We start from the raw sequence: 25,869 nt of genomic DNA, 5'->3' as shown, positions 1-25,869 counted from the left end.
CTATATCCTAACTAAATTATTCAAAAACTATATCTTGATATTTAACCTCTACAATCTCAATCTCAACCCTACCATTTGGCAAGGTTAAAACCACATCATCGCCCTCTTTTTTGCCTATTAGCTGCTTGGCAATTGGTGTTGAAATCGAGATTAATCCTCGCTCAAGATTGCTCTCTGTAACTCCAACTATTGTATATGTAGTCTCCATCTCAGTATCTACATCCATTATTGTAACAGTAGAGCCAAATTTAACCTTATCATGTTCATACTCACTTGGGTCAATTACTTTGGCTCTACTTACAATATCGCTTAATTCAGCAATTCTATTTTCTATAAAGGCTTGCTTCTCTCTAGCAGCGTGATACTCGGCATTTTCTTTTAAATCTCCATGGCTTCTTGCTATATCGATCTCTTGAACAATTGCTGGTCTTTGGACTGTTTTTAAATCTTTTAACTCAGCAGTAATTTTTTCATAACCATACATTGTCATCGGCTCTGTCATAACTTTTCCTTCATATATTTAAATTTGCGATTCTATCCTATTTTATCTTAAAATCATCTCAGCAACACTCTTTGCGCTTCCATGTTTTAAATACTCTCTTAGTTCATTGCATGATTTTAAAAATTTATTCGCATCGTAATGCTCATAAGATTTTAATAGATTTTGTACTGTAGCACTCTCTTGTATTAACTCTGTATGAAGTGGCTCTTTACCCATAAAATCAAATATTATATTTGCTAATCCTGCGTATTTTAGCTTTACTAATCTTCTAGCTATAAAAATATCAATTGCTTTAGCCTTATAGCAAAGCACAAACGGAGTACCTATAAGTGCTGCTTCTAGCGTTGCAGTACCAGAACAGATAAAGGCAAACTCACTAGCCATTAAGGCGTCTTTAGCATCATATACAATCTCAAATTCACTCACATCGCCATAATATTCATCTATATTTTTAGCCAAAAATGGGGGTATAACTAAGAGCTTTTTAGCCTCAATATTTTTAGCTACTTCTTTATATAAAGGCATAAGGCGACTAATCTCGCTACGCCTTGAACCTGGCATAAAAGCTATAATTGAATTTTTTGTATGGGTGGTTTTTTGCACATTTATCTCATCTAAAAGTGGATGCCCTACATACTCGCTTTTATTATAAAATTTCTCATCAAATGGCAAAATAGATGCAAGCCTATCACAATATCTCTCCACCTTTGCTACTCGCTTTTTCTTCCATGCCCACACTTGTGGCAAGATATAATAGATTATTTCACACTTTAGCCCTGCTTCTTTAATGGCTTTAGCTAATGAGATATTAAAAGCTGGACTATCAATAAGCAAAACTCTATCGCAATCACGAGCTAGTTCTACCATCTGCTTTAATGCTTTTTTAGCCTTAAAAATCAGTGGCAAAATTTCAACAAACCCCATAGCGCTAAACTCCTTACTATCATATAGCGCATCTCCAAATCTTTTATCAAATATGCCACAAATTTGCACATTATTAAGATGAGTTAATATCTCTTTTAAATGCAAATTTGCCGATGCTTCTAGCGATGAAACTAAAATTTTCATAATTTCCCTTTTAAATTTAGCCTAAATTATAGCCAACAATTTAAAAATTATAGGTAAAATTTAATCAAAAAAGGAAAAATGTGAAAGAGATACTTATAACAAATGATGATGGATTTGAAGCTGCTGGTCTGCTTGCTTTGCGTGATAAGCTACGCCAAATAGCAAATGTTACAGTCGTAGCACCTAGTAGCGAAAAATCAGCCTGCGCTCACTCTATTACACTTACTCGCCCGCTTAGATTTATTCAACTAGATGATGGATTTTTTAAGCTTGATGATGCTACTCCTAGTGATTGTATCTATTTAGCGCTTGAGACAATGTTTAAGCATAAAAAGCCAGATCTTGTAATAAGTGGAATAAACCATGGTGCAAATGTCGGTGAAGATATCACATATTCAGGTACTTGTGGCGGAGCAATGGAAGGCACACTTCAAGGGGTAAATTCAATTGCTGTTTCACAGCTGTATAATAATGATAGTTTGGATAAATTTGGATTTGATCTAGCGTGTGAAATTACCTTAGAACTTGTACAAAATATCTTTGAAAATGGCTATCCGCTAGATGGAAGAGAGTTTTTAAATTTAAATATTCCAGCAGTTTCAAAAAATGAATATAAAGGCTTAAAGATAGTGCCAGTAGGTCAGCAAAATTATAACACAAATGCACAAATTCATCGCAATCCAAGAGGCCTTGAATACTACTGGCTAGGTACGCCTGGGATTCGCTATGCTGCTGATTTAGGCTATGATTGCGATATTACAACTCTTAATCAAAACTACGCTAGTTTAACACCAATTAAGCTTGATATGACCTCATATAAAAGTATTGAAATTTTAAAAAACTGGACAATTAATGAACGATAGATTTACTAGAAGTCGCTGGATATTTGGCGATGGATTTGCAAAACTTCAAAATGCTAAAGTACTAGTGTGTGGATGTGGTGGCGTAGGTGGGGTTTGCATTGATGCTTTATACCGTAGCGGAGTTATAGGCATAACTGCAGTAGATTGTGATAAATTTGATATAACTAATCAAAATCGCCAAATAGGTAGCAACTTTGTAGGCGAATATAAAACAGATGTATTTGCTAAATTATATCCTGGTATAAAGTGTGTAAATTTAAGACTTACTCCAGAAAATATTGATAATTTAAATTTAGATGAGTTTGATTTGGTTATAGATTGCATTGATGATATACCAGCAAAAATTGCTCTAATTACAAAAACTTATAAAAAGCTTTTAAGTTCAATGGGGGGAGCTAAAAGATTAGATCCGACTGCTATAAAAATAGATAGTATATGGAAAACCTACAATGACCCATTTGCTAAAAAAATTAGATATGAGCTAAAAAAGGCTGGATTTAATGGAGATTTTAAGGTAGTTTTTTCTAGCGAATTGCCAAACTGCACCAACTTAGGAAGCTTTATTGGAGTAACTGCGAGTTTTGGATTAAATTTAGCTGCACTTGCAGTAAATAGGCTAATTAAATGCTAAAAAACTTTTGGCAAAATTATAAGCTAGTATCAAATCCAAGCATAACACCACCTGATATGGTTAGTCGTGCTGGAAATTTAGCTGAAAGCGAATTTTTTGATACTATTAGCCAGATTAAAGGTCTAAATATATATAAAAATAAACGCGTAAAAGATAGCGAAGCTGGACTTCATGAGATAGATTTTATCATAGTTGATGGATTTAAAATTTATCTTATAGAGTTTAAGCACTGGGTTGGTAGCATTAAGATTGAAGGCGATGAGTGGATACAAACAACCAAAAAACGCACCATCGCACATCAAGATCCATTTGCCAAACTACTTAAACATACTCAAATTTTTAAAGATTTTCTAGCTAATAAGGAGTTTAATCTAAGCAACTATACAGTGCTAAGCTTTGTAGTTTTTGATAAAACTAGAATTAGTATGTCTAAACAAATTAGGCAAAATAAGCAGATAATTACTAAACATAACTTTTTAAATCTAATACATAAAAATCACAATAAAATACGCCCAAATAGCGATGAGCAAAATAGATTAAGAGAGATTCTAAGCTCTATGACTGTATGGTCTAGACTTCATCTATATGGTGGCGAGGTGCTAACTGGGTCTATACGATACTTTTTAATTGGTAGTAAAAAGAAAAAACTACCAAAACATTTTAGGGTAAATTTAGATCTAAACTGGCAAAGAAATAGCACAATAAGCTTTATTAACGCACTTTTTGGCAAACGAAAAAAGCTCAAAATTAAATCTAAAATATATAAAATTCATCCAAACGATAGCGTAGGATTTATTCAAGCTGGCGGATATGGAATTAAGCATATTAAATTTGGCCTAATAGAAAAAATAGTAAAAGATGATGAAATTATCTAATTCTTCTTATATTTGTTTTAGATATTTTATAAATTTTTGAAGCTTGTGCTGGGGTGAATTTTGTATCTATAATTATATCAGCATTAGCTACCGCAAATTCGATATCAAATGCTTTTTTATGAGGGTTTGCACTAGTAGAATATGCCCACTCTAATTTATCTAATAACTTAGTATGAGGATGATCTTTTACTACTCTGATGGCTTTTAAATTTGGATATATAAATGTTGTTTTTTTGGAGCGGCGTATTAGATTTTTATACTTTTTTGGTACGCGTGAAAAGTTTTGCAAATTTTTAAATTTGCTTACACATATTAAACATGGTTGATTTAATGGGCGATTTTTAATAGCATTTAACTTTTTTAAATCTTTGCTTAAAAATCCAGCTGTTGTATCAGTTTGCGCTAGGTAGATCATTTAAATATATCTTAAATAAGCTGCCACGACTAAGCGTGGCAAATTTATTATCTGTTTAGATACTCTTGCAAGCTCTTAACCTCTAAGGCCTCTTCATTTGAGCTAATTGATTCAGCTGCTTTTAAAGCTGCATTCATATTTGTAAAATATGGAATTTTAAACCTTAATACCGCTTGGCGAATCTTAACTGCATCGCTTGTACTACTTTTAGAATCGCTAGTATTTACTGCTAGTGCAATTTGTGAGTTTTTGAGTTTATCTTCGATATTTGGACGGCCTTCACTAATTTTATAAACCATCTCGCATTTTACTCCAGCTTGAGCTAGAGTTTTATATGTACCACCAGTTGCTACAATCTCAAAACCTAAATTTTCAAATTTCTTAGCCAGTTCAATACCGCGGTTCTTATCTGCATCAGCTAAACTGATAAAGACAGTACCACCACTTGGCAAGATATTTTTAGCTGCAATTTGCGATTTAACAAAACTCTTTTCAAAGCTATCGCTAATACCCATAACCTCGCCAGTACTTTTCATCTCTGGCCCTAAGATTAGATCAGCTCCACTTAATTTATTAAATGGGAATACGCTCTCTTTAACGCATACTACACCATTTAGGCTTGGTTTATAAATTTCACCATCAAATTTAACTACTTTAAATTGATCATAAAACTCAAGCGCCTCTTTTAAATTACCTTGCCACATTACGCGTGTTGCTACCTTCGCCATTGGCAAGCCTGTAGCTTTACTTACAAATGGTACTGTACGGCTAGCCCTTGGATTAACCTCGATAATATATAATTTATCATTATATACAGCAAATTGAATATTCATCAAACCTACTACGCCTAATTTAAGCGCTATATCTTTTGTGCAACTCTCAACTTGAGCTATAATCTCTTTAGAAAGATTGCAAGGAGGAAGGATACTAGCACTATCACCACTATGAATTCCAGCCTCTTCTATATGTTCCATAATCGCACCGATATATACATCTTTGCCATCGCTAATAGCATCTACATCAAGCTCAGTTGCATCTTGTAAAAACTTATCAAGTAAAACTGGAGAGTTATTACTAACTCTAACTGCTTCACTCATATACTCTTTAAGCTCAAGTTCGCTATGAACTCTTCTCATTGCTCTACCGCCTAAGACATAGCTAGGGCGAACTAAAACTGGATAGCCGATTTTATTTGCCTTTTCTAGTGCTTCAGATTCGCTAATAGCAGTATCATTATCAGGTTGAGCTACATTAACTAAGCGGATAAACTCACTAAATTTTTTTCTATCTTCAGCAATATCGATTACTCTAGCTGTAGTTCCAATGATCTTAGCACCGATCATTGATAAGCGTTTAGAAAATTTAAGTGGAGTCTGTCCGCCAAAATGAACGATAACACCATCTGGATTTTCACGCTCAATTACCGCTCTTAAATGTTCAAAATCAATTGGTTCAAAATATAAAATATCGCTAGTATCATAGTCAGTTGATACAGTTTCAGGATTACAGTTATACATAATAGTTGTAACACCTAAATCTCTTAAAGCATAGCTAGCATGAACACAACAATAATCAAACTCGATACCTTGACCTATACGATTAGGGCCTCCGCCAATTATTAAAACCTTTTTATTATTGCTATTTGTAGGTAGATTTGGTAAATTTGGAGTGATATTTGTGCTACTATATAAATATGGGGTCAGTGCTAGAAACTCGCCACCACAAGTATCAACCTCGCTATATTCTAAGCCAATTTGGTGACGCATTCTAGCATAATATATATCATTTTGACTTAGTTCTAGATTATCTTTAGAATTGATTAAATGCGCTATCATCTTATCGCTAAAGCCCCAAGTTTTAGCCTTTCTTAATAGCTCTTTATCATTTAAAATATCCATATCGATACGGTCTTCAAATTCAATTATCTCATAAATTTGAGTTAAAAACCATCTATCAATCTTAGTTAATTCATAAACATCTTCTACGCTTTTACCATTTCTAAAAGCTTGTGCAATATATAAAATTCTATTTTCATGGCCATTTCTTAATCCAAAAACCAAATCTTCATCGCTTAAATTTAGATGATTAAATCCACTATAATCTTTTTCTAAACTACAAAGAGCCTTTTGAACGCTCTCTTTAAAACTTCTACCAATTGCCATAACCTCGCCAACACTCTTCATCGCAGTGCCTAGATATGGATTAGAACCTGGGAATTTTTCAAAGGTAAATCTAGGAATTTTAGTTACTATATAATCAATTACTGGCTCAAAGCTTGCTGGTGTCCCTGTGATATCGTTTTTAATCTCATCAAGAGTAAAGCCAACAGCTAACATAGTTGCTACCTTAGCAATTGGGTAGCCTGTAGCCTTACTAGCTAGGGCTGAGCTTCTGCTTACGCGTGGATTCATCTCAATTACAGTCATTCGGCCATTTTTTGGATTTACAGCAAATTGCACATTGCTGCCTCCAGTATCTACGCCAATTTCACGCAAGATTTTAAAGCTTGCATCACGCATATATTGATACTCTTTATCAGTTAAAGTAAGTGCTGGAGCTACAGTTATAGAATCACCTGTATGCACGCCCATAGGATCAAAGTTTTCAATAGAGCAGACGATAATGCAGTTATCAGCTCTATCTCTAATAACCTCCATCTCATACTCTTTCCATCCTAGCAAACTCTCTTCTATTAAAATCTCATTTATTGGACTAGCCTCAATCCCACTCTCAGCAATATCTCTAAACTCATCAAGGTTATATGCCACACCACTACCAGCACCGCCAAGAGTATAGCTCGCTCTAATAATAAGCGGAAATCCAATCTCATTAGCAGCTTTTAGAGCCTCTTCCATATTGTATGCATACATAGATTTTGGTAGATCCATACCGATTTTAATCATAGCCTCTTTAAATGCTACCCTATCTTCCCCTTTTTTAATCGCTTCTGGATTAGCACCTAGGAATTTAACATCGCCAAGCATATTATTTTCATAAAGCTCCATAGCCACATTTAAAGCAACTTGACCACCCATCGTAGGTAAGAGCGCATCTACATTCTCTTTTTTAATAATTCTACTAATGCTCTCTTTAGTAATTGGCTCAATATATGTTGCATCGGCAAAGTCTGGATCTGTCATAATTGTAGCTGGATTTGAGTTAATTAGTACTACTTTATAGCCTAACTCTTTTAAAGTCTTAGCAGCCTGAGTACCACTATAATCAAATTCACAAGCCTGGCCGATGATAATAGGACCACTACCTATTAATAAAATTGTCTTGATATCTTCTCTTTTTGGCATAGTTCTACCCCTCTTAATTTATATGCATTTTAAGATTATCAATTTATTTTGATTTCAAATAAAAACTAAGCGTAATTATATTGAATTGTAGATAAAAATCAGCATAAAAAGAGATAAAATTTAATCCCAAATTTAAGAATTTGTTTTAGAAATTTAGATGAAATTTAACTATTATTGGTTTGTTACTATATATAGATAGCTTGGAACTTGTATTTTTAGATCAGTTTCAACGATTGCGCTTTTATATAGCTCTTCTTCATATACTTTACTAATTTTACCAACTGGCACTCCGCCAAAAAATATTCCATCAAGCCCGCTTGTATATACTTCATCGCCTATTTTTGGATTTAGCCACTGAGCTATAAATTTAACTACAATATTCTTGCCATTTCCAGTAGCGATTCCAGCAATTTGTTGCTCGCCAATACTTACTGAAAATGTAGATTTTGGATCTGTTTGAAGTAGTGCTAATGGATTTCCATCTTTATTTACTACTATACCAGCAGTCTTACCTTGAGAGATTAGGCCATAAATTCTATTCTCATCAAATTCATCAAAATCAATCCAAATTTTATCATGATCTCCAATATTCATATATGATATTGCTCTAACAAGCTTAACATCAGGATTAAATCTAGTTGAGTTTTGCTCGCTTAGTAAGGTATCTAGTTTATAAGCAAATGCCGAGAGCAATGTCGCAGAGTGTTCTAACTCTGCATTTTGCTCTCTAAGAGCCCTTATCTCATCAGCTTGATCAAAATGCTCATCAATAGTCTCTATAATAAAATCTCTTGTATCTTGATATAGTGATAGCACAAAATTTGTGCTATTTATCACTATACTTCTAGCATAATCACTTAGGTAAAATGTTATAAATCCTAAACAGACTATTATCAATAAAAATTTAATTTTATTCATTGATTAATTGATGCAAAAGTCCTATCTCTTCTAAAGCCTTACCAGTACCTCTAGCTACTGCAAGAAGTGGCTCATCAGCTACATATACAGGTAGTTTGACAATATCAGATAGATATTTATCTAAACCTCTAATTAACGCTCCGCCTCCTGTAAGCACTACACCACGCTCTACTATATCACCAGCTAAATCAGGCGGCATATTTTCTAAGACCGTTTTTAGTGCATCAGCGATCTCTTTTAGTGGTTCTCTCATCGCTTCTCTAATATCCTCACTTGTAAGCTCGATACGACTTAATAGACCGCTTACTTGATCACGACCTTTTACTACCATAGATAGCTCTTTAGGTAGTTGGATTGCTGAACCGATTTTTATCTTAATATCTTCACCATTTCTCTCACCAATTAGCAAGTTATACTTCTCTTTTACATAGTTCATAATACTTGCATCTAACTTATCGCCTGCTGTTCTAATGCTTTTAGATATTACTAAACCACCAAGAGAAACAACACCAATCTCAGTAGTGCCACCACCAATATCTACAACTAAGCTACCTTGAGGTTCGCGGATTGGTAGGTTTGCCCCAATAGCTGCTGCCATAGGCTCTTCAATCAAAAACACCTCTCTAGCACCAGCTGATAATGCACTCTCTCTAACAGCCTTTCTCTCTACTTGAGTTAAGCCATATGGTACAGAGATTATGATTCTAGGACGTAAAAATGTCTTTCTTCTGTGAGTTTTTTCGATAAAATATCTAATCATCTTCTCAGTCATATCAAAATCAGCAATAACTCCATCTCTCATAGGTCTAATCGCTTCGATATCGCCTGGAGTTTTACCTACCATCTCTTTAGCATCATGTCCAACTGCTAATATCTTTTGTTTGCCATATTTTTCTCTTTGGACTGCTACTACGCTTGGTTCGTTTATAACAATACCCTTATCTTTTACTAAAACTAATGTGTTTGCCGTACCTAGATCGATTCCCATATCGCTAGAAAAAAGTCCTACTAATTGATCTAAAATCATATATCTCCTTTATTTTGCTTTCATTAATAATGGTTTTGCTTCACCATCAATTACATTTTTTGATATTATTACATCATAACCTTTTAACTCTGGAAGATCATACATTATATCTATCATCACATCTTCCATTATACTTCTTAAGCCTCTAGCGCCTGTTTTACGCTTGATAGCTTGATTTGCCACCTCTTTTATAGCTTCATCTTCAAATTTAAGTTTTGCACCATCAATAGCAAATAGCTTTTCATACTGTCTTAAAAGTGCATTTTTTGGCTGAGTTAGGATTCTTATCATATCCTCAGTTGTAATCTCATTTAAGGTAGTAATAGCATGCAATCTACCAATAAGTTCAGGAATAAGCCCAAAATGCACTAAATCATCAGGTTCTACAAGACTAAGCAAATTTGATTTATCACTCTTGCCACGTTTTTCTTGACCAAAACCTAAAACATTTTTACCAAGCCTACGCTCAATAATATCTTTAAGTCCATCAAAAGCCCCGCCACAAACAAATAAAATATTTGTAGTATCAATCTGAATAAAATCTTGATTTGGGTGCTTTCTTCCACCTTTTGGCGGGATATTTACTACACTGCCTTCAATAATTTTTAATAACGCTTGTTGGACGCCTTCGCCACTTACATCACGAGTAATTGATCTATTCTCACCCATTCTAGCAATTTTATCAATCTCATCTACAAAAACAATTCCTTGCTGAGCTTTAGCTACATCACCGCCAGCTGCATTTAATAATTTTGTAAGGATATTTTCTACATCCTCTCCTACATATCCGGCCTCAGTCAAACTAGTAGCATCGCAAATTGCTATTGGAACATCTAAAAATCTAGCTAAAGTTTGAGCCATTAAGGTCTTGCCACTTCCTGTAGGACCAATTAGCAAAATATTTGATTTTGAAATTTCAGTATCATCTTCAATGCTGTGTTGTTTAAATATTCTTTTATAATGATTATAAACACCTACGCTAAATACCTTTTTTGCTCTTTCTTGGCCAATTACATAATCATCTAAAACGCCCTTTAAAATCTTTGGCGTAATATCTTTATAATCCATAACAGGCTGGTTATTTTGACTTGATTCATCACCATGAACTGCACTATATGCTGCATCTACGCAAAATTCGCATATAAATGAGCTATCACTCTCATTAGCTAAAAGTTTTCTATCGTTTGCTTCGCTCTCACCGCAAAAACTACACTTTCTAGCCATTAATCTCTCCCCTTATCAAGCGGTATTCCTCTTTTTGTATTTATGATAAACTCGCACATTTTTCTAGCTTCTAGTGTAGGATTTTGCTCTAAAAGCTCTAAGGCTCTATCTTTTAATCCGCCACCACTTTTAAATAGAAATTTATAAGCTTTATTAATCTGTTCCACTATATCCTTATCAAATCTTCTACGAATTCCAACTAAATTTAAGCTTCTAATATAGGCTCTATTTCCTTCAGCTAAACAAAATGGTACTACATCTTGGCTTAGAGCCGATGCTCCAGCTATCATACAGCTCTCACCAATATGCACAAATTGATGCACCGGAGTAAGACCACCAATAACTGCATAATCATCTATGATAACATGTCCAGCTAAGGTTACGCCATTAGCTAAAATAATCCCATCTCCTAAGCGACAATCATGAGCTATATGCGTATAAGCCATTATAAAATTATTATCACCAATTATAGTATATCCATCGCCTTTTTTAGTTCCTGAATTAATTGTAGCAAACTCTCTAATAGTTGCATTTTTACCAATTCTAACCCCACCAGTATCCTCAATAGAGTGGCTAATATCTTGCGGTATATCACCAACAATTGCATAGCTATAAATCTTGCTACCACTACCAATGTGGGTATCTCCGATAATTCTAGCACCTTGTTTTATTGTAACACTATCGCCTAAGACTGCCTTTGAACTGACAAAAGCATATGGCTCTACTACACATCCCTTGCCTAAAATCGCACCATCTTCAACTACTGCTGTACTATGAATCTGCATATTTTCTACTTATTACTTATCTACTATCATCGCCTTTAGCTCAGCTTCGGCTACTAGCTTATCATCTACATAAGCCTGACCGGCTAACACCCAAATATTTCCCTTATGCTTTAATACCTCTAAACGATACTCTAATCTATCGCCAGGACGAACAGGAGATCTAAATTTAGCTCCATCAATACTCATAAAATATACTACTTTATTTTGAGTATCTACTTGCTCTTCTTCGCCTAAGCTCTTAAATGCCAAAATACCACCAGCTTGTGCCATACCTTCAATAATCATAACACCTGGATATATAGGATGGCCTGGAAAGTGACCTTGGAAAACTTGTTCAGCAATTGTAATATTTTTATACCCTTTAATGCATTTATTAGGTTCTAGCTCAACCACTCTATCAATAAGCAAAAATGGATATCTGTGTGGTAATATTTTTTGAATTTCAACTACATCTATCATAAAATACCTCGGAATAAAAAGTGCTAGATTGTATCTAAATTTAGCAAAATATTAGTTGAATTTTATAAAAAATATTAGAAATTTTAACTAAATTTAGATAGATTTTTTTAAATTTTTATCACCGTCTCTATGCTTGAAGGGAATATTTGAGTATTAGCTTCTACTATATATTTACCTGATCTTATCTCATCGATTACTATTATAGGGCTTAGATTAAAGTGCGAACCAGTAAGTCTTTTACGCAATTTTAGCTCTTTTTTTAATTTTGGTGGATTAAATATTATATCAATTGTATTTTTATATTTAAAACCACCAAGCAAATTAAACTTACTAAGCGTAATAATCTTAATATCATCTTTATTTATATTGATAAAATCTGATTGTTTTTCAATATTAAATTTAGAACTTTTTAATCTAAAATGCGAATAGAATAAAAAGTAGCTAGGAATTACATTTTGCTCAAATTTCACTCTAGCAAATCTTAATCTATAATTTAATATCTTTTGTCTGATTAGATCAAATTTAGTACCGCTTTTTTCAAATTTTCTTACTCTTTTATATAGCTTTAATCTATAGCGTATTGAACTAGGCTGAATTTGCGCTCCAAGAGGCTCACATAACTCATCTATTACCTCTTCATCTTTGCGTTGTTTTATAAGACCATAGATACATCCGCAATAATTTTGATGATAAAGTTTATCATTTTTAGCTAGTTCAAATTGTCTTTGCGTACCGCCATTTTTTCTTAAATCCACAGCAACAGATTCTAAATTTGTCCCTTTTATAGCGTTATTTAGTGCATTTTCTAACTGTGTAAAATCCTTTTTAGGACTCATTAGTAAGGTTGTAGTAATCTTTTTACACCCTAATTCTATGGCGGCCTTTGCGCTATTTCCTACACGAAACTCAAAACAATAAGAACACCTTTTGCCTTTTTCTGGTTCATCTTCAAGTCCTTTAGTACCTTTTAGCCACTCTTCATACTCATACTCACCACATATTACATCTACGCCAAGCTTTTTACAACTTCGCTTAACATCTTTAAACCTTAACAAAAACTCACTATAAGGGTGTATATTAGGATCATAAAAATATCCAATAATACGCTCATTTGGATATAGTTTTTGCAACTCAGTAATAAAGTAATGACTATCTACACTACAACATATATGTACTAACAAATTGCCTACTTTATTAAATCAGCTAAGACTTTAGCAGCATGGCCGGCTGCTTTTACACTTTTATAAACTTTTGCTATTTTACCCTCTTTATCTATGATAAATGTAGTTCTTACTATGCCTAGATACTCTTTGCCATAGTTTTTTCTTACCTGCCACACGCCATATGCTTTTGCAACTTCTTTATTAATATCACTTAATAAGATATGTTTTAAATTTTGCTTTGCGATAAATCCACTATGGCTCTTAGTACTATCTGGACTAACTCCTACAATTACAGTATCATTGGCTATAAACTCATCATAATTTGCACTAAATTCACACGCTTCAGTCGTGCATCCTGGAGTATTATCTTTAGGGTAGAAGTATAATACTACATTTTTACCTCTAAAATCTCTTAAATTAATACTTACTCCATCACTATTTTCTAGTTCAAACTCTGGAGCCTTATCACCAGCTGTTAATACCACTTTGCGATCAATATCTTCTTGATTAAATACCATAGCTTCTTTTATTTTCTCTGCCATTATTTACCCTCTTTCATAGCTTGGACAGATTTACCACCAAAATATGTCGCATCGCTTCTAATCTCATCAAAATTTATAACCACACGCTCAGGCTTTTTACCTAAATCATTTACCATTATATCTGTGATTTTAACGGCGATCTCATCTAATTTTTCCCTACTTGGCATCGGATCGGCTAATTTAATATTTATAATTGGCATACTTAATTCCTTTTTCAATTAAATTTGGCAAATTATATCTAAGATTAAAAAACAAAAGATAAAAGGGTAAATTTTATATACTATTTCTTAGATATTATTAAAAGATTAAATTCAATATTTTTACTCTTTATCAAATTTTTACCAGTTTATTAATTAAATTTAGATAGAATATTGTCTAAAAATTTTTCATAAAGAGGTTACACAATGGCACTACCAGAAGCAGAACATATATGGTATGATGGCAAACTAGTCAAATGGCACGAGGCTACAACTCATGTTTTAACTCACTCATTACACTATGGAAATGCAGTGTTTGAAGGGGTTAGAGCATATATGACGCCAAAAGGCTTAGCGATTTTTTGCTTAAATGCACATACTAAAAGGCTTTTTGAATCAGCAAAGGCTTGCGGGATTACAATTCCATTTACTTACGAACAGATCAATCAAGCTCATATTGACCTATTAAAAAGCAATACTTACACAGACAATGTATATATTCGTCCGCTTGTATTCTTAGGATATGGCAAAATGGGTGTTAGCCACATCGGTTGCCCAGTAAATGTAGCAATTGCGGCTTGGCAATGGGGTGCATATATGGGCGAAGAGGCACTTCAAAATGGTATAAAAGTCAAAATTGCTTCATGGATGAAACCAGCACCATTTTCTATGATGTCAAAAGCCAAAGCAAGCGCTAACTACTTTAACTCTCAAATGGCAAATTACGAAGCTCATGAGGCAGGTTGTGATGAAGCTTTACTACTTGATCCACAAGGATTTATCGCTGAGGGTAGCGGTGAGTGCTTCTTTATAGTTAAAGATGGCATAATAATCACCCCACCAAATGATACAAGTCTAGAGAGTATCACACAAAAAAATGTAATCCAAATAGCAAAAGATCTAGGCTACACAGTTTTACGCCAAAGAATTACAAGAGATGAGGCTTATAACGCAGATGAGGCATTCTTTACTGGTACTGCTGCAGAAGTTACTCCTATTAGCAGCATAGATAGTAGAATAATTGGTAGCGGTAAAAGAGGCTCAGTATCACAAAAGCTTCAAAGTGCATATTTTGATATCGTAATGGGTAAAAATCCAAAATACGAACATCTACTTACTTATATTTAATTAAAGGATAGAAATTGCCTGCAGATTTAAATGATTATTTTAATAAAAAAAATGGCAACTCAAATAGTGATGAGAGAAAGCCAAATTTTAATTTTAAAAAACCAAATGTACCAAATTTGAGCGGAGGGTTAGGTAAATTTAGCGGTGTTATATATGCTTTAATCGCTATAATTGTCATCTTAGTAGTAGCTAAGCCATTTGTGGTTATCAACTCAGGTGAGGTAGGTATCAAATCTACTGCTGGTAAATTTGACCCAAATCCACTTCAACCAGGATTTCACTTCTTTATACCTTTTATTCAAGAGGTGCGTATAGTTGATACTAAAGTTCGACAGATTAATTACACCTCTACAGAAGGTAGAAATGAGACAAATTTCCGTGGTAGTGGAATTGAAACTAAAGATACTATATCGGTTTTAGACTCTCGTGGACTTCCTGTTAGTATGGATATTACTGTTCAGTATCGTCTAAATCCACAAAATGCACCACAAACAATAGCTGCGTGGGGCTTTAGCTGGGAAAATAAAATAATAGACCCAGTTGTAAGAAATGTTGTAAGAAATGTAACTGGTAAATACACAGCCGAAGAGCTTCCAGAGCGTAGAAATGATATTGCAGCAGCTATTGATATGGGCATTCGCTCAGATATAGACAAGCAGCCAAATCAGCCAGTAGAATTAGCTAGTGTTCAGCTAAGAGAGATAATCTTACCACCAAAAGTAAAAGAGCAGATTGAAAGAGTTCAAATAGCAAAACAAGAGGCTGAAAGAACTAAATATGAGGTTGAGCGTGCAAACCAAGAAGCACTTAAAAAAGCCGCCCTTGCTAAAGGTACAGCTGAAGCTGTAAAAATCGAAGCCCAAGGTAGAGCCGATGCTGTAAAAATAGAAGCTGACGCACAAGCTTACTCAAATTCACAAATAGCAAGAAGTCTTACAAATAATCTTTTAGAGCTAAAACAGATCCAAACTCAAAAAGAGTTCAATGAAGCTTTAAAAACAAATACAGATGCTAAGATATTCTTAACTCCTGGTGGAGCTGTTCCAAATATCTGGGTAGATACCAAAGATAAACAAAGACAAATTTCAACACAAAATTAAGGATATTAGATGAGTGTGAGTGTAAATTGGGATAAGATTGATAATATGCTTCCAGTAATAGTTCAAGAAGCTTCCACTAATGAAGTTTTAATGCTTGCATATATGAATCAAGAGGCCTTTGAGCTTACTAAAAACACTGGCCTAGCCCACTACTACTCACGCACTAAATCTAGAATTTGGAAAAAGGGTGAAGAGAGCGGCAACTTTCAAATTGTAAAATCTCTTAGCCTTGATTGCGATAGCGATGCACTACTTTTAAAAGTAGAACAAGTAGGCGGTATCGCTTGTCATACTGGAGAGAGATCTTGCTTTTTTAACTATTTAAATTTAGAGCAAAAAAATAGGCTAAATTTAAATAAAGAGATAAAATACGATATTTTAGACCATCTCTATCACATAGCTCTAGATAGAAAGCTAAGCCCAAAACCTGATTCTTATATCTGCAAGCTATATGCCAAATCACCAGATAAATATCTCAAAAAGATATCTGAAGAGGCTTGCGAATTTGCTTTGGCTATTAAAGATTTACAAAGATTTAAGCTCTATTCAAATCATAATAAAGAGAACTTTGGCGAGCATATAAAAGATAATCCAAAATATGATGCAATATATGAAGCAGCTGATGTTTTATTTCATATGATTGTAGCTTTGGCTGATTATGATATTCATCCAAGTGCCATATTAGATGAGTTAAAACGCCGTGAAGGCATAAGCGGAATAGAAGAGAAGAATTCCCGTGACAAGTAGCATCTCAACTACAATTAAATTCTACATAAATAACTTTGGATTTTATGATTATATCGCTCTTTCATGGGTGATTTTGCTATTTTTTGCAATTTTAGTTTTAGCACTTTATATGCTATTTAAAAAGCCACTTTTTGCGCTATTTTTATTTTTATTAGATTTTGGCGGACTTGGTGCTGGAATGTATTATTCGCTTAAATTTATTGATAATACTACACGCCCAAGAGAGATTGTAGCTGCACCGCTTCGTCAATTATACTACTCTGATATTATGATAGCTGATATCAATCTTACTAATACCTCTAAAAGAGTATTTAAAAAGTGCCGAGTAAGATTAAGCTTTCACACTATTGGTAAAAATAGTGTGCAAAATTTTAAATTTAGACTGACTCCATTTCACACACAAACAGCCATAATAGAACAGATACCACCAGGTCATACTGAACAAATTAAATTTATAATAAGAGATTTTCGCCCACAAAACTATAGCACAAAATTAAATTCGGAGTGTTTTTAATGAGTTATTTCAATCTATTTCATATTCTTATGTTGCTTCTTATAATAGCTATGTTTGGTGGATTTACCTACTTAATAATCTTAAAAGAAAAACGGGTAAAAATTGCCATTAGTTTTATAATAGCTAATGTCGCAGTAATGAGCTCTTTAGCTATAATCTCTATGATATTAATAGATAAATACACCAAAGTAGCAGTCATAGATGACCTATATGGCAAACGCACCTTAATCAACGAAACTATAAGCTACAGCGGAGTAGTAAAAAATGTAGGCTATGGTTATATCAACTCATGTGTAATGAATATAGAACTAATCAATACTCCAGTCAAAAAGCTTGAAGCAAGCGCCTTTGAAAATCGTGGATTTTTCCAAACTTATATCGGTAGCTCTCACAGCCAAAAAGGCTCACAAAAGGCTGAGTTTTTAATCGTCAAAGATCTAGCAAGTGGCGAGCAAAAGAGCTTTAGCTTTACTATGCCTTATCCAGCTCATTTTAAAAATCATACCACAAACTATACTTTAAATTGCAAATAACTAACTAGATTTAAGTTAAATTTAAATTTAACTTAAATCTATACTTATATATAATTTACTTATGATAATTAACATATATATTTTAAGTTATTATAAATATAACCTTTGATAAAATGCCATCAAATATTATTTTTAAAGGATGAGTTATGTTTAAACATATGAAGTTATCCATAAAATTAGCAATCGCTGGTTTTGTATTTAGCGGGCTTATCGTTGCCATGGTAGTAAGCGTAGCTACATACCAATCAACCAATAGAGCTGAAGATACAGCTATAGCCTATATGGAATCTAGCTCACTATCTCATGCTGACTTAATAGCTGCTGAGTTTAATAAACTTGCTGATGATTTGCACGCATATGCTAATGTTATGGAAGCAGGTCTTGCAACAGGCACTCCAATGCCTATCGAGGCAATTGGCTCACTACTTAATGCAACGCTTAAAGATACTAAGCTATCTGCTGGCGTATTCTTTTATAGTGTTGATAATAGCATCTACGCTAAAAATCCAAACTCAAACGACCCTAGATATACACAAGCTGGAGATCTAGCTATGTATGTAAATATGCATGGTAGATTTGAGCGTTTAGAAGATGACTATAAAACCAAAGATTACTTTATCAACGGTCTTGATAAGCCTACTATCACAGAGCCATACGAAGATCATATAGAAGGCAAGGTAATGACTATGGCCTCTATCACATTCCCTGTTAAATTTAATGGCAAAACTATAGGTATAATAGGTACTGATTTAGATCTTGATGATTTTTTTGTAAATAGATTAAAAGAGGTTAAATTATATAATACTGATATAAGCTTTTTAACATCAAACAAAGGTATTATGGTAGCCAATACAAATCCAGCCAATAGAGGCAAAGCAATAGCTCAAGTAAATCCAAATTTGGCTCAATTAATGCCGGTTTTAACAGATCCAAACCATAATTATGCAAGAGTTGCGGGCTTTAGTAAAAATTTAAATCAAGATGCCTATATTATGCTATCAAAAATCAATATAAATTATGTAGATGAGAATTGGGGTCTTGCTACGCTTGTACCAAGCGATGAGATATTTGCTCAAGTTAGATCAGCTAGAAACAGCCTTATAATTTTAGGTATATTTGTAGCTTTACTTGGTGGATTTGCCCTATTCTTTGCAACTAAAATGTTAGTTCATAGAATTGAAAATATTAGAAACTCTCTTCTTGAGTTTTTTGATTTCTTAAACCACAAAAGAGATGATGCTCACCTAGCAGTAATCACTCAATATGATGAGATAGGCAATATGGCAAAAGCTATAAATGATAATATCATCTCTATTAAAGCAAATTTAGAAAAAGACTCTAAAGCAGTTGAAGAAGCACTTCAAAAAGTTCATGATGTAGAAAATGGCAATTTATCTGCTAGAATAAAATTAAACCCAATATCGCCTGAGCTTTTAAGGCTTAAAAACGTCCTAAACCATATGCTTGATGTATTAGAACAAAAAGTAGGTAGTGATATTAATGCTATTCAAGGTGTATTTGATAAGTTTAAACAGCTTGACTTTACTAGTAGAATTGGTAATCCAAAAGGTGAAGTAGAGGTTGTTACTAATCTTTTAGGTGATGAAGTAACTAAGATGTTAAAAGGTAATCTAGACCAAGCAAATGACTTACAAAGTAGAGCCGATCAATTAAAAAGCTTTGTAGCAAATTTAAATGAAGGTGCAAAATCTCAAAGCGAATCCTTGCAAGAGAGTGCTGCAGCAGTTGAAGAGATGAGTAGCTCAATGAACTCTATTAATGATAGAGCAACAGAGGTAATCAAACAAAGCGAAGATATCAAAAATATTATTACAATAATTAGAGATATTGCAGACCAAACAAATCTACTAGCGCTAAATGCAGCCATAGAAGCAGCTCGTGCTGGTGAGCATGGTAGAGGGTTTGCAGTTGTAGCTGATGAGGTGCGAAAACTAGCTGAACGCACTCAAAAATCTCTAGGTGAAATCGAGGCAAATGTAAATATACTAAGCCAAAGTATCAATGAGATGAGTCAAAGTATTAATGAACAAACAGTAGCTATCAATCAGATAAATGAAGCTGTAGTAAATGTAGATGCTCTAACTAGACAAAATACTCAAATTGCTCAAGATAGTGATAAAATAGCCAATGAAGTTGATATGATTGCAAATGCAATTGTGCAAGAGGTTAAGAAGAAGAAATTTTGATATATTTTGCTAAAATGTTGCTAGTGTGCTAGCAACATTTAAAAATATTAATGATTTTTTTATTTAAAACTCTATAATTTTTTGTAGATTTTATTTAGTTATTATTATCAAAATTTACAAATTAATTATTATCCGTCTTTTATTAAAAAACATAATATATTTATATTTAAAATTAATTGCTTAAGATAGCTTTTTATTTATCTTATTTGACAAAATAAATTTAGATACTAATTCCAATCTGTCTAAAATAATTTTGCAATTTTTTAGATCATTATTAATATCTGTATTAATACTATTGTATATAGAAGATAGTTTAGTAATTGTTTGTTTAATATCTAATTCAGTAATACCATCTCTTCCATAACTATTTCCATCATTGTGGTTTGAAAATCGATCTGCTCTTATATTATTCTAATCATTTCTATGTCTGATTTCTCTTGAGCTTCTGCTGGCTTTATTTTGAGATATCCAATCATAGCTTTATAAATCTCCAACTCTGCAACTAAATCCCCCTTTGCTTCTTCTAACATATCGACTAATTTCTCCATCATCAAATATAACATCGCTTACTCCTTGTAAGTTTGTTTTTGATTCTATCAAAATTTATTTACTTCAGTTTTTACCTAAGTCTTTTAAATAAGCTATCAATTTTTTTAAATGCTAAAAATACGTTTTTAGCATTTGGGTTTTATTGCTTTTTTTAATAATTAATGCTCAATAATTTAATATATTTATCCAACTAAAAGCATTTTTACTTCATTTTCAAATTCATCACTTACGCTAAATTCGGTAGTAAATAGCATTACTTGATTTTTATTTTCATCTACTACTCTTAAAAGCAAGCTCTTCTTCTCTCCAGATTTAGCATTATGCCTATAAGCGAGTTGATAAATTTCATTTATTTTACTTTTATTTAAATGGCTTAATTCTAAATCAATCTCTAATTTATCTACCAATGATACTGCTTGCTTAGTAGTTTGTATAGAGTCTTGTTGGGATTTTTTTCTAGGTGCGTTTCTTAGGGCTATATCTCCATTTTTAGCCTCGTCAATATCAATTATTTGATTTATAATCATTTTTGAGTTTGCATCTCGTGGAGGAGTGATTTTAAGAGCGTATAATCTATTAGTATCGTCAATCTGGCTAGCTTGAGTATACGCTACATCAAAAGCAAACATATCGGCATTTGAGCTTTTATCAGCTACGCTAATAACTGCCATTTTATTGCCTGATTTTGTATCTTTAATGCTTATATTATTAATTTTAGCAATTATTAGATGTTCGCCATTTTTAGCACTTTTTAGCACATCTAAGATAGTAGAGTGCTTAATAGAGTTAAAATACTCTTTATTTTGTTCTAACTCTTCAGCTGTAATTTTGTTTGATTTTAGAGTAATTTTTGTATTTTGTGCCTCTTCTAAAGTGTATATTTCATTTACTTTTAGCCGAATTTGCTGATCATCTTTATTTAATACCATCTTAAATACAAGTGGTTTTTCTAGTTCATCTTTTGAAAGTGTTTCGATTTTTTGCATTTGAGCAAATACTGTTGCTTCTATGCTTCCGTGCATATCAAGTATAGTGATTATACCCATTTTATTACCTGATTTGGTTAGTTTGACTGATATATCTTCTACCTTACCAATTACTACTATCTCGCTACTATCTTCTATGCTATCAAATTCAGATGAATTTGTATGTGGTATCTTTGATATATTAGACTTAAACTCATCAAGAGGATGGCCGCTAATATATACACCTAAATACTCCTGTTCAAATCCTAAAAGCTCACGCTGGCTAAATTCATCTTGAGCGATATTTAAATTTAGTCTTATCTCGTTCATACTCTCATCATCACCAAATAAAGAGAATTCTGCCTCTTTTTTAATATCGCTACTTTTTTTAGATTGTTCAGTGAGATACTCAATATTTTGAACTAAAGTTTTTCTGTTATAGCCAAATTCATCTAAAGCACCAGATTTTATAAGCGATTCATATACGCGTTTATTTACTAAAGTACAATCGCTCTTAGATACTAAATCCTCTAAAGTATCTATCCCTTCTTGCCTAATGGCTATAATCTCTTCAATTGCTGAACCGCCTACACCCTTTATGGCACCAAGACCATAAATAATAGCATCTTTACCATCTTTGCTAATAACGCTAAATTCACTTTTGCTCTTACTTACACTAGGTGGCAAAAGCTCTATATCAAGGCGACGAATCTCTTCAATATATTTAGTTATCTTATCAGCATTATTCTCTTCACTACTTAAAAGTGCGGCCATAAATTCAGCTGGATAATATGTCTTTAAATATGCTGTTTGGAATGTAATAAGTGCATAAGCTGCAGAGTGAGATTTATTAAATCCATACTCTGCGAATTTCATAATCAATTCAAAAAGAGCATCAGCTTTAGTAGTATCAAAGCCGTTTTTTGCTGCACCTTCAAGATACTCAGTCTTTAATCTAAGCATCTCATCTTCTTTTTTCTTGCTCATTGCTCTACGAACTAAATCAGCACCACCAAGGCTAAATCCACCTACAGTTTGCACTACTTGCATAACTTGTTCTTGATAAACTATAACCCCATATGTAGGTTCTAAAATTGGACGCAATGCCTCAAATGCATACTCTACACTCTTTTTGCCATGTTTGATATCTATAAAATCATCTACCATACCTGAGTTAAGTGGCCCTGGACGATATAAAGCAATCATCGCAATAACATCTTCAAAGCAGTCTGGCTTTAATTTTGCAGCTAGTTTTTGCATACCACTTGACTCTATTTGGAATATGCCAAGAGTATTACCGCTTTGTATAGTTTCATATGTTTTTGGATCGTTAAAGTCAATTCTCTCCCACAAAATATCTTTATCAAACCTAGCTTTAACTAGCTTTATAGCATTATCAATTACTGTTAGAGTCTTAAGCCCTAAAAAGTCAAATTTAATAAGATCTACATCTTCAAGATAATCTTTAGTATATTGAGTTACATAGTGGCCATCTTCGGCGTTACTTTGCTTCCATAGCGGTGCTTTTTTCCATAGTTCTTCATTGCTAATTACTATACCAGCAGCGTGCATACCTGGATTTCTATTTAATCCTTCAAGCTCACAAGCATACTTCCACACGCTTCTTGCTAGTTCATTACTCTCTATTAATTCTCCAATTTTTGGCTCTTTTTCAAAAGCTCCTGGTTCAAACTCGCCCTTTTTATTGATATGACCTTGTAGTGCAATACCTAATTCATCAGGGATTAATTTTGCCATCGCATCAGCATCAGAATATGGCATTCCCATAACTCTAGCTACATCTCTAATAACACCCTTAGCAAGTAATTTACCAAATGTTGCTACTTGAGCCACATTATATTGACCATACTTTTGTATAACATAATCAATTACTTCACCCCTGCGATTTTGACAAAAATCCACATCAATATCAGGCATACTTATACGCTCTGGGTTTAAAAACCTCTCAAATAGCAAATTATAAGGTATAGGATCAAGATCAGTAATGCGAAGTGCATAGGCTACCAAGCTACCAGCAGCTGAGCCACGCCCTGGACCTACTGGAATTCCGCGTTTTTTAGCTTCATTGATAAAATCAGCAACGATAAGCATATATCCTGGAAACTTCATATTTTTGATAGTTTTAATCTCTAAATCTAGCCTATCTTTATAAATTTGATGTTTGCTAGGATCGATAAATTCTAAACGCTTCTTTAGCCCCTCTTTGCACTCATACTCAAATAAAGCACTATCATTATCTAGATCATACTCCATAGTTGGATTTGGCAAGGCTAACTCTCTAGCCTTAGCATACTCTTGAGTAAATTTAAAATTTGGCGGAGTTGCATCTCCTAGCTTTATCTCTAGATTACACTTTTGGACTATCTCTTGAGTATTGGTTATAACCTCTGGAATATCAGCAAAAATCTCACTCATCTGCTCAGGAGATTTAGCATAAAATTCGCTTAATACCTGCTCTCTTACACTCTCATCAAAATTTTTATTTGCAGATATATAGACAAATATCTTTTGAGCTATAGCGCTATCTTTAGTGGTGTAGTGAGCATCATTTGTAGCTATTAATTTAATACCAGTCTCTTTAGATAATCTAATAATATCATTATCTATGCGTTGCTGATCAAATATCCCATGACGCATAATCTCAAGATAAAAATCATCACCAAAAATATCCTTATATTCTAGCGCTGCAGCCTTTGCTGCTTCATAACCACCTGCGCCTCTTTTTAAATTTCTCTCACTTAAATTTAGATGAAAATTAACCTCACCAGCCAAACAAGCCGAGCTACAAACCAAACCATCACTATGCTCTTTTAAGAGCTTTTTATTTATCCTTGGATAGTAATAATAGCCCTTTATATAACTCATCGAGCTTAAATACATTAAATTTTGGTAGCCTATCTCATTTTTGGCAAATAGACATAGATGAAATCTATATCTACTCTCTTTAGAGCTTATATCATCACTATTATGAATATAGGCCTCAAGACCTATAATTGGCTTTATCCCCTCAGCTCTCATCCCTTTATAAAACTCAATTGCCCCAAACATATTGCCATGATCAGTAATAGCACAAGATTTTATATTCATCTCTTTTAGTCTTTTAGCTAAAGTTTTAATCTTATTAGCTCCATCTAAAAGTGAATACTCAGTATGTAAATGCAGATGGGTAAAATCCAAACTCATATATAAATCCTAAATTAATTTTTATTTGATACTACGCTATCTATACTTTTAAAGATAAAATTGCTATTTTGTTCTATGGTATTAAATTTATCAACAAATTTATCTATATCTTGTCTATTGTCATCTCTTAAAACTTTAATTATCAACTCTAAAGCCTCTTTGATTTTAGTAGTTTGTTCTGGACTGAATTTGGCAAAATTACTCTCATAATCATGCAATAACTCATCTATATGCGCTTCTTGCTTTGGAGTAAATTTTAGCTCATTTAATGCGTTATTATAAGCTATGGTTTTGGCTAGTATTATATCAATTTTAGTCAAAATTCCAATTGTTTTATTTTGTGTTAATTCTGAAATTTTAGCTGTTGAGGCTGCATCGGTGCTAAAGTTTTGAAGAGTCTCTTTTAATTTATTTGTATTATTAATTGCAGTTTGAGCAACTTGATTAATCATATCAGTTGAACGATTTAGCTCATCAGCATCTTGACTTAGCATAGCGACTGTACTTTCTATATCTGCTGTAGCTCTTGAGGTATTTTCAGCTAATTTTCTTACCTCATCAGCTACAACTGCAAAACCTCTACCATGTTCGCCAGCATGCGCTGCTTCAATAGCAGCATTTAATGCAAGCAAATTTGTTTGATCAGCTATATCTTTAATCAAATTTACTACACTACTAATGTCAGTAGCTCTTTGATAGATACTTTGTGTGGTTTGATTAGTATTTGATGTTATAACATTAAAATTTGAACTTAACTCCTCTATATCATCAATACTTCTAGCAGCTATGGCTGCAGTTTGTTTGCTAGAATCTACCACTTTAGATAGATCATCTACGCTAGCTATTAGATCTCTTTGGACTGTATCTATGCCATTAGTTCCATTGCCAAGCTCTGTAAATTTCTGACTTAAAATCCCTCTAATCTTACCTTTTTGCCCCTCTAAAACACCA

General features: G+C 33.3%; 23 protein-coding genes and 2 pseudogenes. 10 read left to right on the top strand and 15 right to left on the bottom strand.

Going from position 1 to position 25,869, the window contains the following annotated elements; translation table 11 throughout:
• Positions 1-16: 16 nt before the first annotated feature.
• Together greA and lpxB are read right to left on the bottom strand one after the other, a co-directional pair.
• Complete coding sequence (greA, locus tag CVIC12175_RS01315; protein ID WP_086254263.1) at positions 17-502, bottom strand: transcription elongation factor GreA; 486 nt, start codon at positions 500-502, stop codon at positions 17-19.
• Positions 503-544: 42 nt separating this feature from the next.
• Entirely contained in the window at positions 545-1,570 is a 1,026-nt protein-coding gene (gene lpxB, locus CVIC12175_RS01310) for a lipid-A-disaccharide synthase (RefSeq protein WP_086315803.1), read from the bottom strand.
• 80 nt (positions 1,571-1,650) lie between these two features.
• Here lpxB and surE point away from each other — a divergent pair, with 80 nt between their 5' ends.
• From surE to CVIC12175_RS01295, 3 genes are read left to right on the top strand one after another with little or no spacing between them, the layout of a single operon-like run.
• Positions 1,651-2,433, top strand: a complete 783-nt coding sequence (gene surE, locus CVIC12175_RS01305) for a 5'/3'-nucleotidase SurE (RefSeq protein WP_086248717.1) — start codon at positions 1,651-1,653, stop codon at positions 2,431-2,433.
• Entirely contained in the window at positions 2,423-3,064 is a 642-nt protein-coding gene (locus tag CVIC12175_RS01300) for a tRNA threonylcarbamoyladenosine dehydratase (RefSeq protein WP_086257070.1), read from the top strand. The genes surE and CVIC12175_RS01300 overlap by 11 nt, the downstream gene beginning before the upstream one ends.
• A complete protein-coding gene (locus tag CVIC12175_RS01295; RefSeq protein WP_086255737.1) occupies positions 3,058-3,939 on the top strand; it encodes a nuclease-related domain-containing protein in 882 nt (293 codons plus the stop codon). The genes CVIC12175_RS01300 and CVIC12175_RS01295 overlap by 7 nt, the downstream gene beginning before the upstream one ends.
• On the opposite strand, the gene CVIC12175_RS01290 is transcribed toward CVIC12175_RS01295, so the two are convergent.
• From CVIC12175_RS01290 to CVIC12175_RS01245, 10 genes are all read right to left on the bottom strand, one after another.
• A complete protein-coding gene (locus CVIC12175_RS01290; protein WP_086315802.1) occupies positions 3,932-4,354 on the bottom strand; it encodes a Sua5/YciO/YrdC/YwlC family protein in 423 nt (140 codons plus the stop codon). The two genes, CVIC12175_RS01295 and CVIC12175_RS01290, sit on opposite strands and share 8 nt — an antisense overlap.
• A 47-nt stretch (positions 4,355-4,401) precedes the next feature.
• A complete protein-coding gene (gene carB, locus CVIC12175_RS01285) occupies positions 4,402-7,656 on the bottom strand; it encodes a carbamoyl-phosphate synthase large subunit (RefSeq protein WP_086315801.1) in 3,255 nt (1,084 codons plus the stop codon).
• Positions 7,657-7,827: 171 nt separating this feature from the next.
• The gene (gene mreC / locus CVIC12175_RS01280) at positions 7,828-8,574 is read right to left on the bottom strand and encodes a rod shape-determining protein MreC (protein ID WP_086248724.1); all 747 of its coding nucleotides are present in this window, start codon (positions 8,572-8,574) and stop codon (positions 7,828-7,830) included.
• Complete coding sequence (locus tag CVIC12175_RS01275) at positions 8,567-9,601, bottom strand: rod shape-determining protein (protein WP_086246964.1); 1,035 nt, start codon at positions 9,599-9,601, stop codon at positions 8,567-8,569. Before CVIC12175_RS01275 ends, mreC begins: the two co-directional genes overlap by 8 nt.
• 9 nt (positions 9,602-9,610) lie before the next feature.
• The gene (gene clpX, locus CVIC12175_RS01270; protein ID WP_086255731.1) at positions 9,611-10,825 is read right to left on the bottom strand and encodes an ATP-dependent Clp protease ATP-binding subunit ClpX; all 1,215 of its coding nucleotides are present in this window, start codon (positions 10,823-10,825) and stop codon (positions 9,611-9,613) included.
• Positions 10,825-11,610 carry an acyl-ACP--UDP-N-acetylglucosamine O-acyltransferase gene (gene lpxA, locus CVIC12175_RS01265; RefSeq protein WP_086246966.1) on the bottom strand — a complete coding sequence of 262 codons (786 nt, stop codon included), beginning with the start codon at positions 11,608-11,610 and terminating at the stop codon, positions 10,825-10,827. The genes clpX and lpxA overlap by 1 nt, the downstream gene beginning before the upstream one ends.
• A gap of 12 nt (positions 11,611-11,622) precedes the next feature.
• Positions 11,623-12,069: a 3-hydroxyacyl-ACP dehydratase FabZ gene (gene fabZ, locus CVIC12175_RS01260; protein ID WP_086246967.1), complete on the bottom strand. Its 447-nt coding sequence runs from the start codon at positions 12,067-12,069 to the stop codon at positions 11,623-11,625.
• 107 nt (positions 12,070-12,176) lie between these two features.
• Positions 12,177-13,250, bottom strand: a complete 1,074-nt coding sequence (locus tag CVIC12175_RS01255; RefSeq protein WP_086257068.1) for an epoxyqueuosine reductase QueH — start codon at positions 13,248-13,250, stop codon at positions 12,177-12,179.
• A 5-nt stretch (positions 13,251-13,255) separates the two neighbouring features.
• Positions 13,256-13,774 (bottom strand): thioredoxin-dependent thiol peroxidase, encoded by a 519-nt coding sequence (gene bcp / locus CVIC12175_RS01250; protein ID WP_236861082.1) that lies wholly within the window; start codon positions 13,772-13,774, stop codon positions 13,256-13,258.
• Positions 13,774-13,974 (bottom strand): tautomerase family protein, encoded by a 201-nt coding sequence (locus CVIC12175_RS01245; protein WP_086248729.1) that lies wholly within the window; start codon positions 13,972-13,974, stop codon positions 13,774-13,776. The genes bcp and CVIC12175_RS01245 overlap by 1 nt, the downstream gene beginning before the upstream one ends.
• Positions 13,975-14,178: 204 nt before the next feature.
• On the opposite strand from CVIC12175_RS01245, the gene CVIC12175_RS01240 reads away from it, so the two are divergent.
• From CVIC12175_RS01240 to CVIC12175_RS08775, 7 genes and pseudogenes are all read left to right on the top strand, one after another.
• Entirely contained in the window at positions 14,179-15,099 is a 921-nt protein-coding gene (locus CVIC12175_RS01240; protein WP_086257067.1) for a branched-chain amino acid transaminase, read from the top strand.
• A gap of 14 nt (positions 15,100-15,113) precedes the next feature.
• Entirely contained in the window at positions 15,114-16,199 is a 1,086-nt protein-coding gene (locus tag CVIC12175_RS01235) for an SPFH domain-containing protein (protein WP_086254275.1), read from the top strand.
• A gap of 9 nt (positions 16,200-16,208) precedes the next feature.
• Positions 16,209-16,946, top strand: coding sequence for a bifunctional phosphoribosyl-AMP cyclohydrolase/phosphoribosyl-ATP diphosphatase HisIE (hisIE, locus tag CVIC12175_RS01230; RefSeq protein ID WP_086257066.1), 738 nt, complete (start codon positions 16,209-16,211; stop codon positions 16,944-16,946).
• Positions 16,936-17,460: a DUF2393 family protein gene (locus tag CVIC12175_RS01225; RefSeq protein WP_086254277.1), complete on the top strand. Its 525-nt coding sequence runs from the start codon at positions 16,936-16,938 to the stop codon at positions 17,458-17,460. The genes hisIE and CVIC12175_RS01225 overlap by 11 nt, the downstream gene beginning before the upstream one ends.
• Complete coding sequence (locus tag CVIC12175_RS01220) at positions 17,460-17,993, top strand: DUF2393 family protein (RefSeq protein WP_086248734.1); 534 nt, start codon at positions 17,460-17,462, stop codon at positions 17,991-17,993. Before CVIC12175_RS01225 ends, CVIC12175_RS01220 begins: the two co-directional genes overlap by 1 nt.
• Positions 17,994-18,139: 146 nt before the next feature.
• A pseudogene (locus CVIC12175_RS08780) lies at positions 18,140-18,745 on the top strand (cache domain-containing protein); the annotation flags it as partial.
• 408 nt (positions 18,746-19,153) lie between these two features.
• Complete coding sequence (locus tag CVIC12175_RS08775) at positions 19,154-20,200, top strand: methyl-accepting chemotaxis protein (RefSeq protein ID WP_407932395.1); 1,047 nt, start codon at positions 19,154-19,156, stop codon at positions 20,198-20,200.
• 401 nt (positions 20,201-20,601) lie between these two features.
• Here the strand turns inward: CVIC12175_RS08775 and CVIC12175_RS08515 are convergent, their stop codons facing one another.
• The 3 genes and pseudogenes from CVIC12175_RS08515 to CVIC12175_RS08770 all read right to left on the bottom strand — a co-directional run.
• Positions 20,602-20,763 carry a hypothetical protein gene (locus CVIC12175_RS08515; RefSeq protein ID WP_180380684.1) on the bottom strand — a complete coding sequence of 54 codons (162 nt, stop codon included), beginning with the start codon at positions 20,761-20,763 and terminating at the stop codon, positions 20,602-20,604.
• A 168-nt stretch (positions 20,764-20,931) separates the two neighbouring features.
• Positions 20,932-24,918, bottom strand: coding sequence for a DNA polymerase III subunit alpha (gene dnaE, locus CVIC12175_RS01210; protein ID WP_086257064.1), 3,987 nt, complete (start codon positions 24,916-24,918; stop codon positions 20,932-20,934).
• A 14-nt stretch (positions 24,919-24,932) separates the two neighbouring features.
• Positions 24,933-25,607, bottom strand: a pseudogene (locus tag CVIC12175_RS08770) (methyl-accepting chemotaxis protein); the annotation flags it as partial.
• Positions 25,608-25,869 lie beyond the last annotated feature (262 nt).

Source organism: Campylobacter vicugnae (assembly GCF_002139875.1).
Taxonomy (GTDB): Bacteria; Campylobacterota; Campylobacteria; order Campylobacterales; family Campylobacteraceae; genus Campylobacter; species Campylobacter vicugnae.
The sequence above is the reverse complement of the archived record's forward strand: the minus strand, read 5'-3'. Positions and strand labels throughout refer to the sequence as shown.

What these genes read in the sequence shown, in the direction of transcription:
- clpX (WP_086255731.1), bottom strand. Translation starts at nt 10,825, where the DNA reads ATGGCTAGAAAGTGTAGTTTTTGCGGTGAGAGCGAAGCAAACGATAGA.
- CVIC12175_RS01220 (WP_086248734.1), top strand. Translation starts at nt 17,460, where the DNA reads ATGAGTTATTTCAATCTATTTCATATTCTTATGTTGCTTCTTATAATA.
- lpxB (WP_086315803.1), bottom strand. Translation starts at nt 1,570, where the DNA reads ATGAAAATTTTAGTTTCATCGCTAGAAGCATCGGCAAATTTGCATTTA.
- CVIC12175_RS08775 (WP_407932395.1), top strand. Translation starts at nt 19,154, where the DNA reads ATGTTAGTTCATAGAATTGAAAATATTAGAAACTCTCTTCTTGAGTTT.
- fabZ (WP_086246967.1), bottom strand. Translation starts at nt 12,069, where the DNA reads ATGATAGATGTAGTTGAAATTCAAAAAATATTACCACACAGATATCCA.
- lpxA (WP_086246966.1), bottom strand. Translation starts at nt 11,610, where the DNA reads ATGCAGATTCATAGTACAGCAGTAGTTGAAGATGGTGCGATTTTAGGC.
- CVIC12175_RS01300 (WP_086257070.1), top strand. Translation starts at nt 2,423, where the DNA reads ATGAACGATAGATTTACTAGAAGTCGCTGGATATTTGGCGATGGATTT.
- bcp (WP_236861082.1), bottom strand. Translation starts at nt 13,774, where the DNA reads ATGGCAGAGAAAATAAAAGAAGCTATGGTATTTAATCAAGAAGATATT.
- carB (WP_086315801.1), bottom strand. Translation starts at nt 7,656, where the DNA reads ATGCCAAAAAGAGAAGATATCAAGACAATTTTATTAATAGGTAGTGGT.
- CVIC12175_RS08515 (WP_180380684.1), bottom strand. Translation starts at nt 20,763, where the DNA reads ATGTTATATTTGATGATGGAGAAATTAGTCGATATGTTAGAAGAAGCA.
- CVIC12175_RS01295 (WP_086255737.1), top strand. Translation starts at nt 3,058, where the DNA reads ATGCTAAAAAACTTTTGGCAAAATTATAAGCTAGTATCAAATCCAAGC.
- hisIE (WP_086257066.1), top strand. Translation starts at nt 16,209, where the DNA reads ATGAGTGTGAGTGTAAATTGGGATAAGATTGATAATATGCTTCCAGTA.
- dnaE (WP_086257064.1), bottom strand. Translation starts at nt 24,918, where the DNA reads ATGAGTTTGGATTTTACCCATCTGCATTTACATACTGAGTATTCACTT.
- greA (WP_086254263.1), bottom strand. Translation starts at nt 502, where the DNA reads ATGACAGAGCCGATGACAATGTATGGTTATGAAAAAATTACTGCTGAG.
- CVIC12175_RS01290 (WP_086315802.1), bottom strand. Translation starts at nt 4,354, where the DNA reads ATGATCTACCTAGCGCAAACTGATACAACAGCTGGATTTTTAAGCAAA.
- CVIC12175_RS01275 (WP_086246964.1), bottom strand. Translation starts at nt 9,601, where the DNA reads ATGATTTTAGATCAATTAGTAGGACTTTTTTCTAGCGATATGGGAATC.
- mreC (WP_086248724.1), bottom strand. Translation starts at nt 8,574, where the DNA reads ATGAATAAAATTAAATTTTTATTGATAATAGTCTGTTTAGGATTTATA.
- CVIC12175_RS01240 (WP_086257067.1), top strand. Translation starts at nt 14,179, where the DNA reads ATGGCACTACCAGAAGCAGAACATATATGGTATGATGGCAAACTAGTC.
- CVIC12175_RS01245 (WP_086248729.1), bottom strand. Translation starts at nt 13,974, where the DNA reads ATGCCAATTATAAATATTAAATTAGCCGATCCGATGCCAAGTAGGGAA.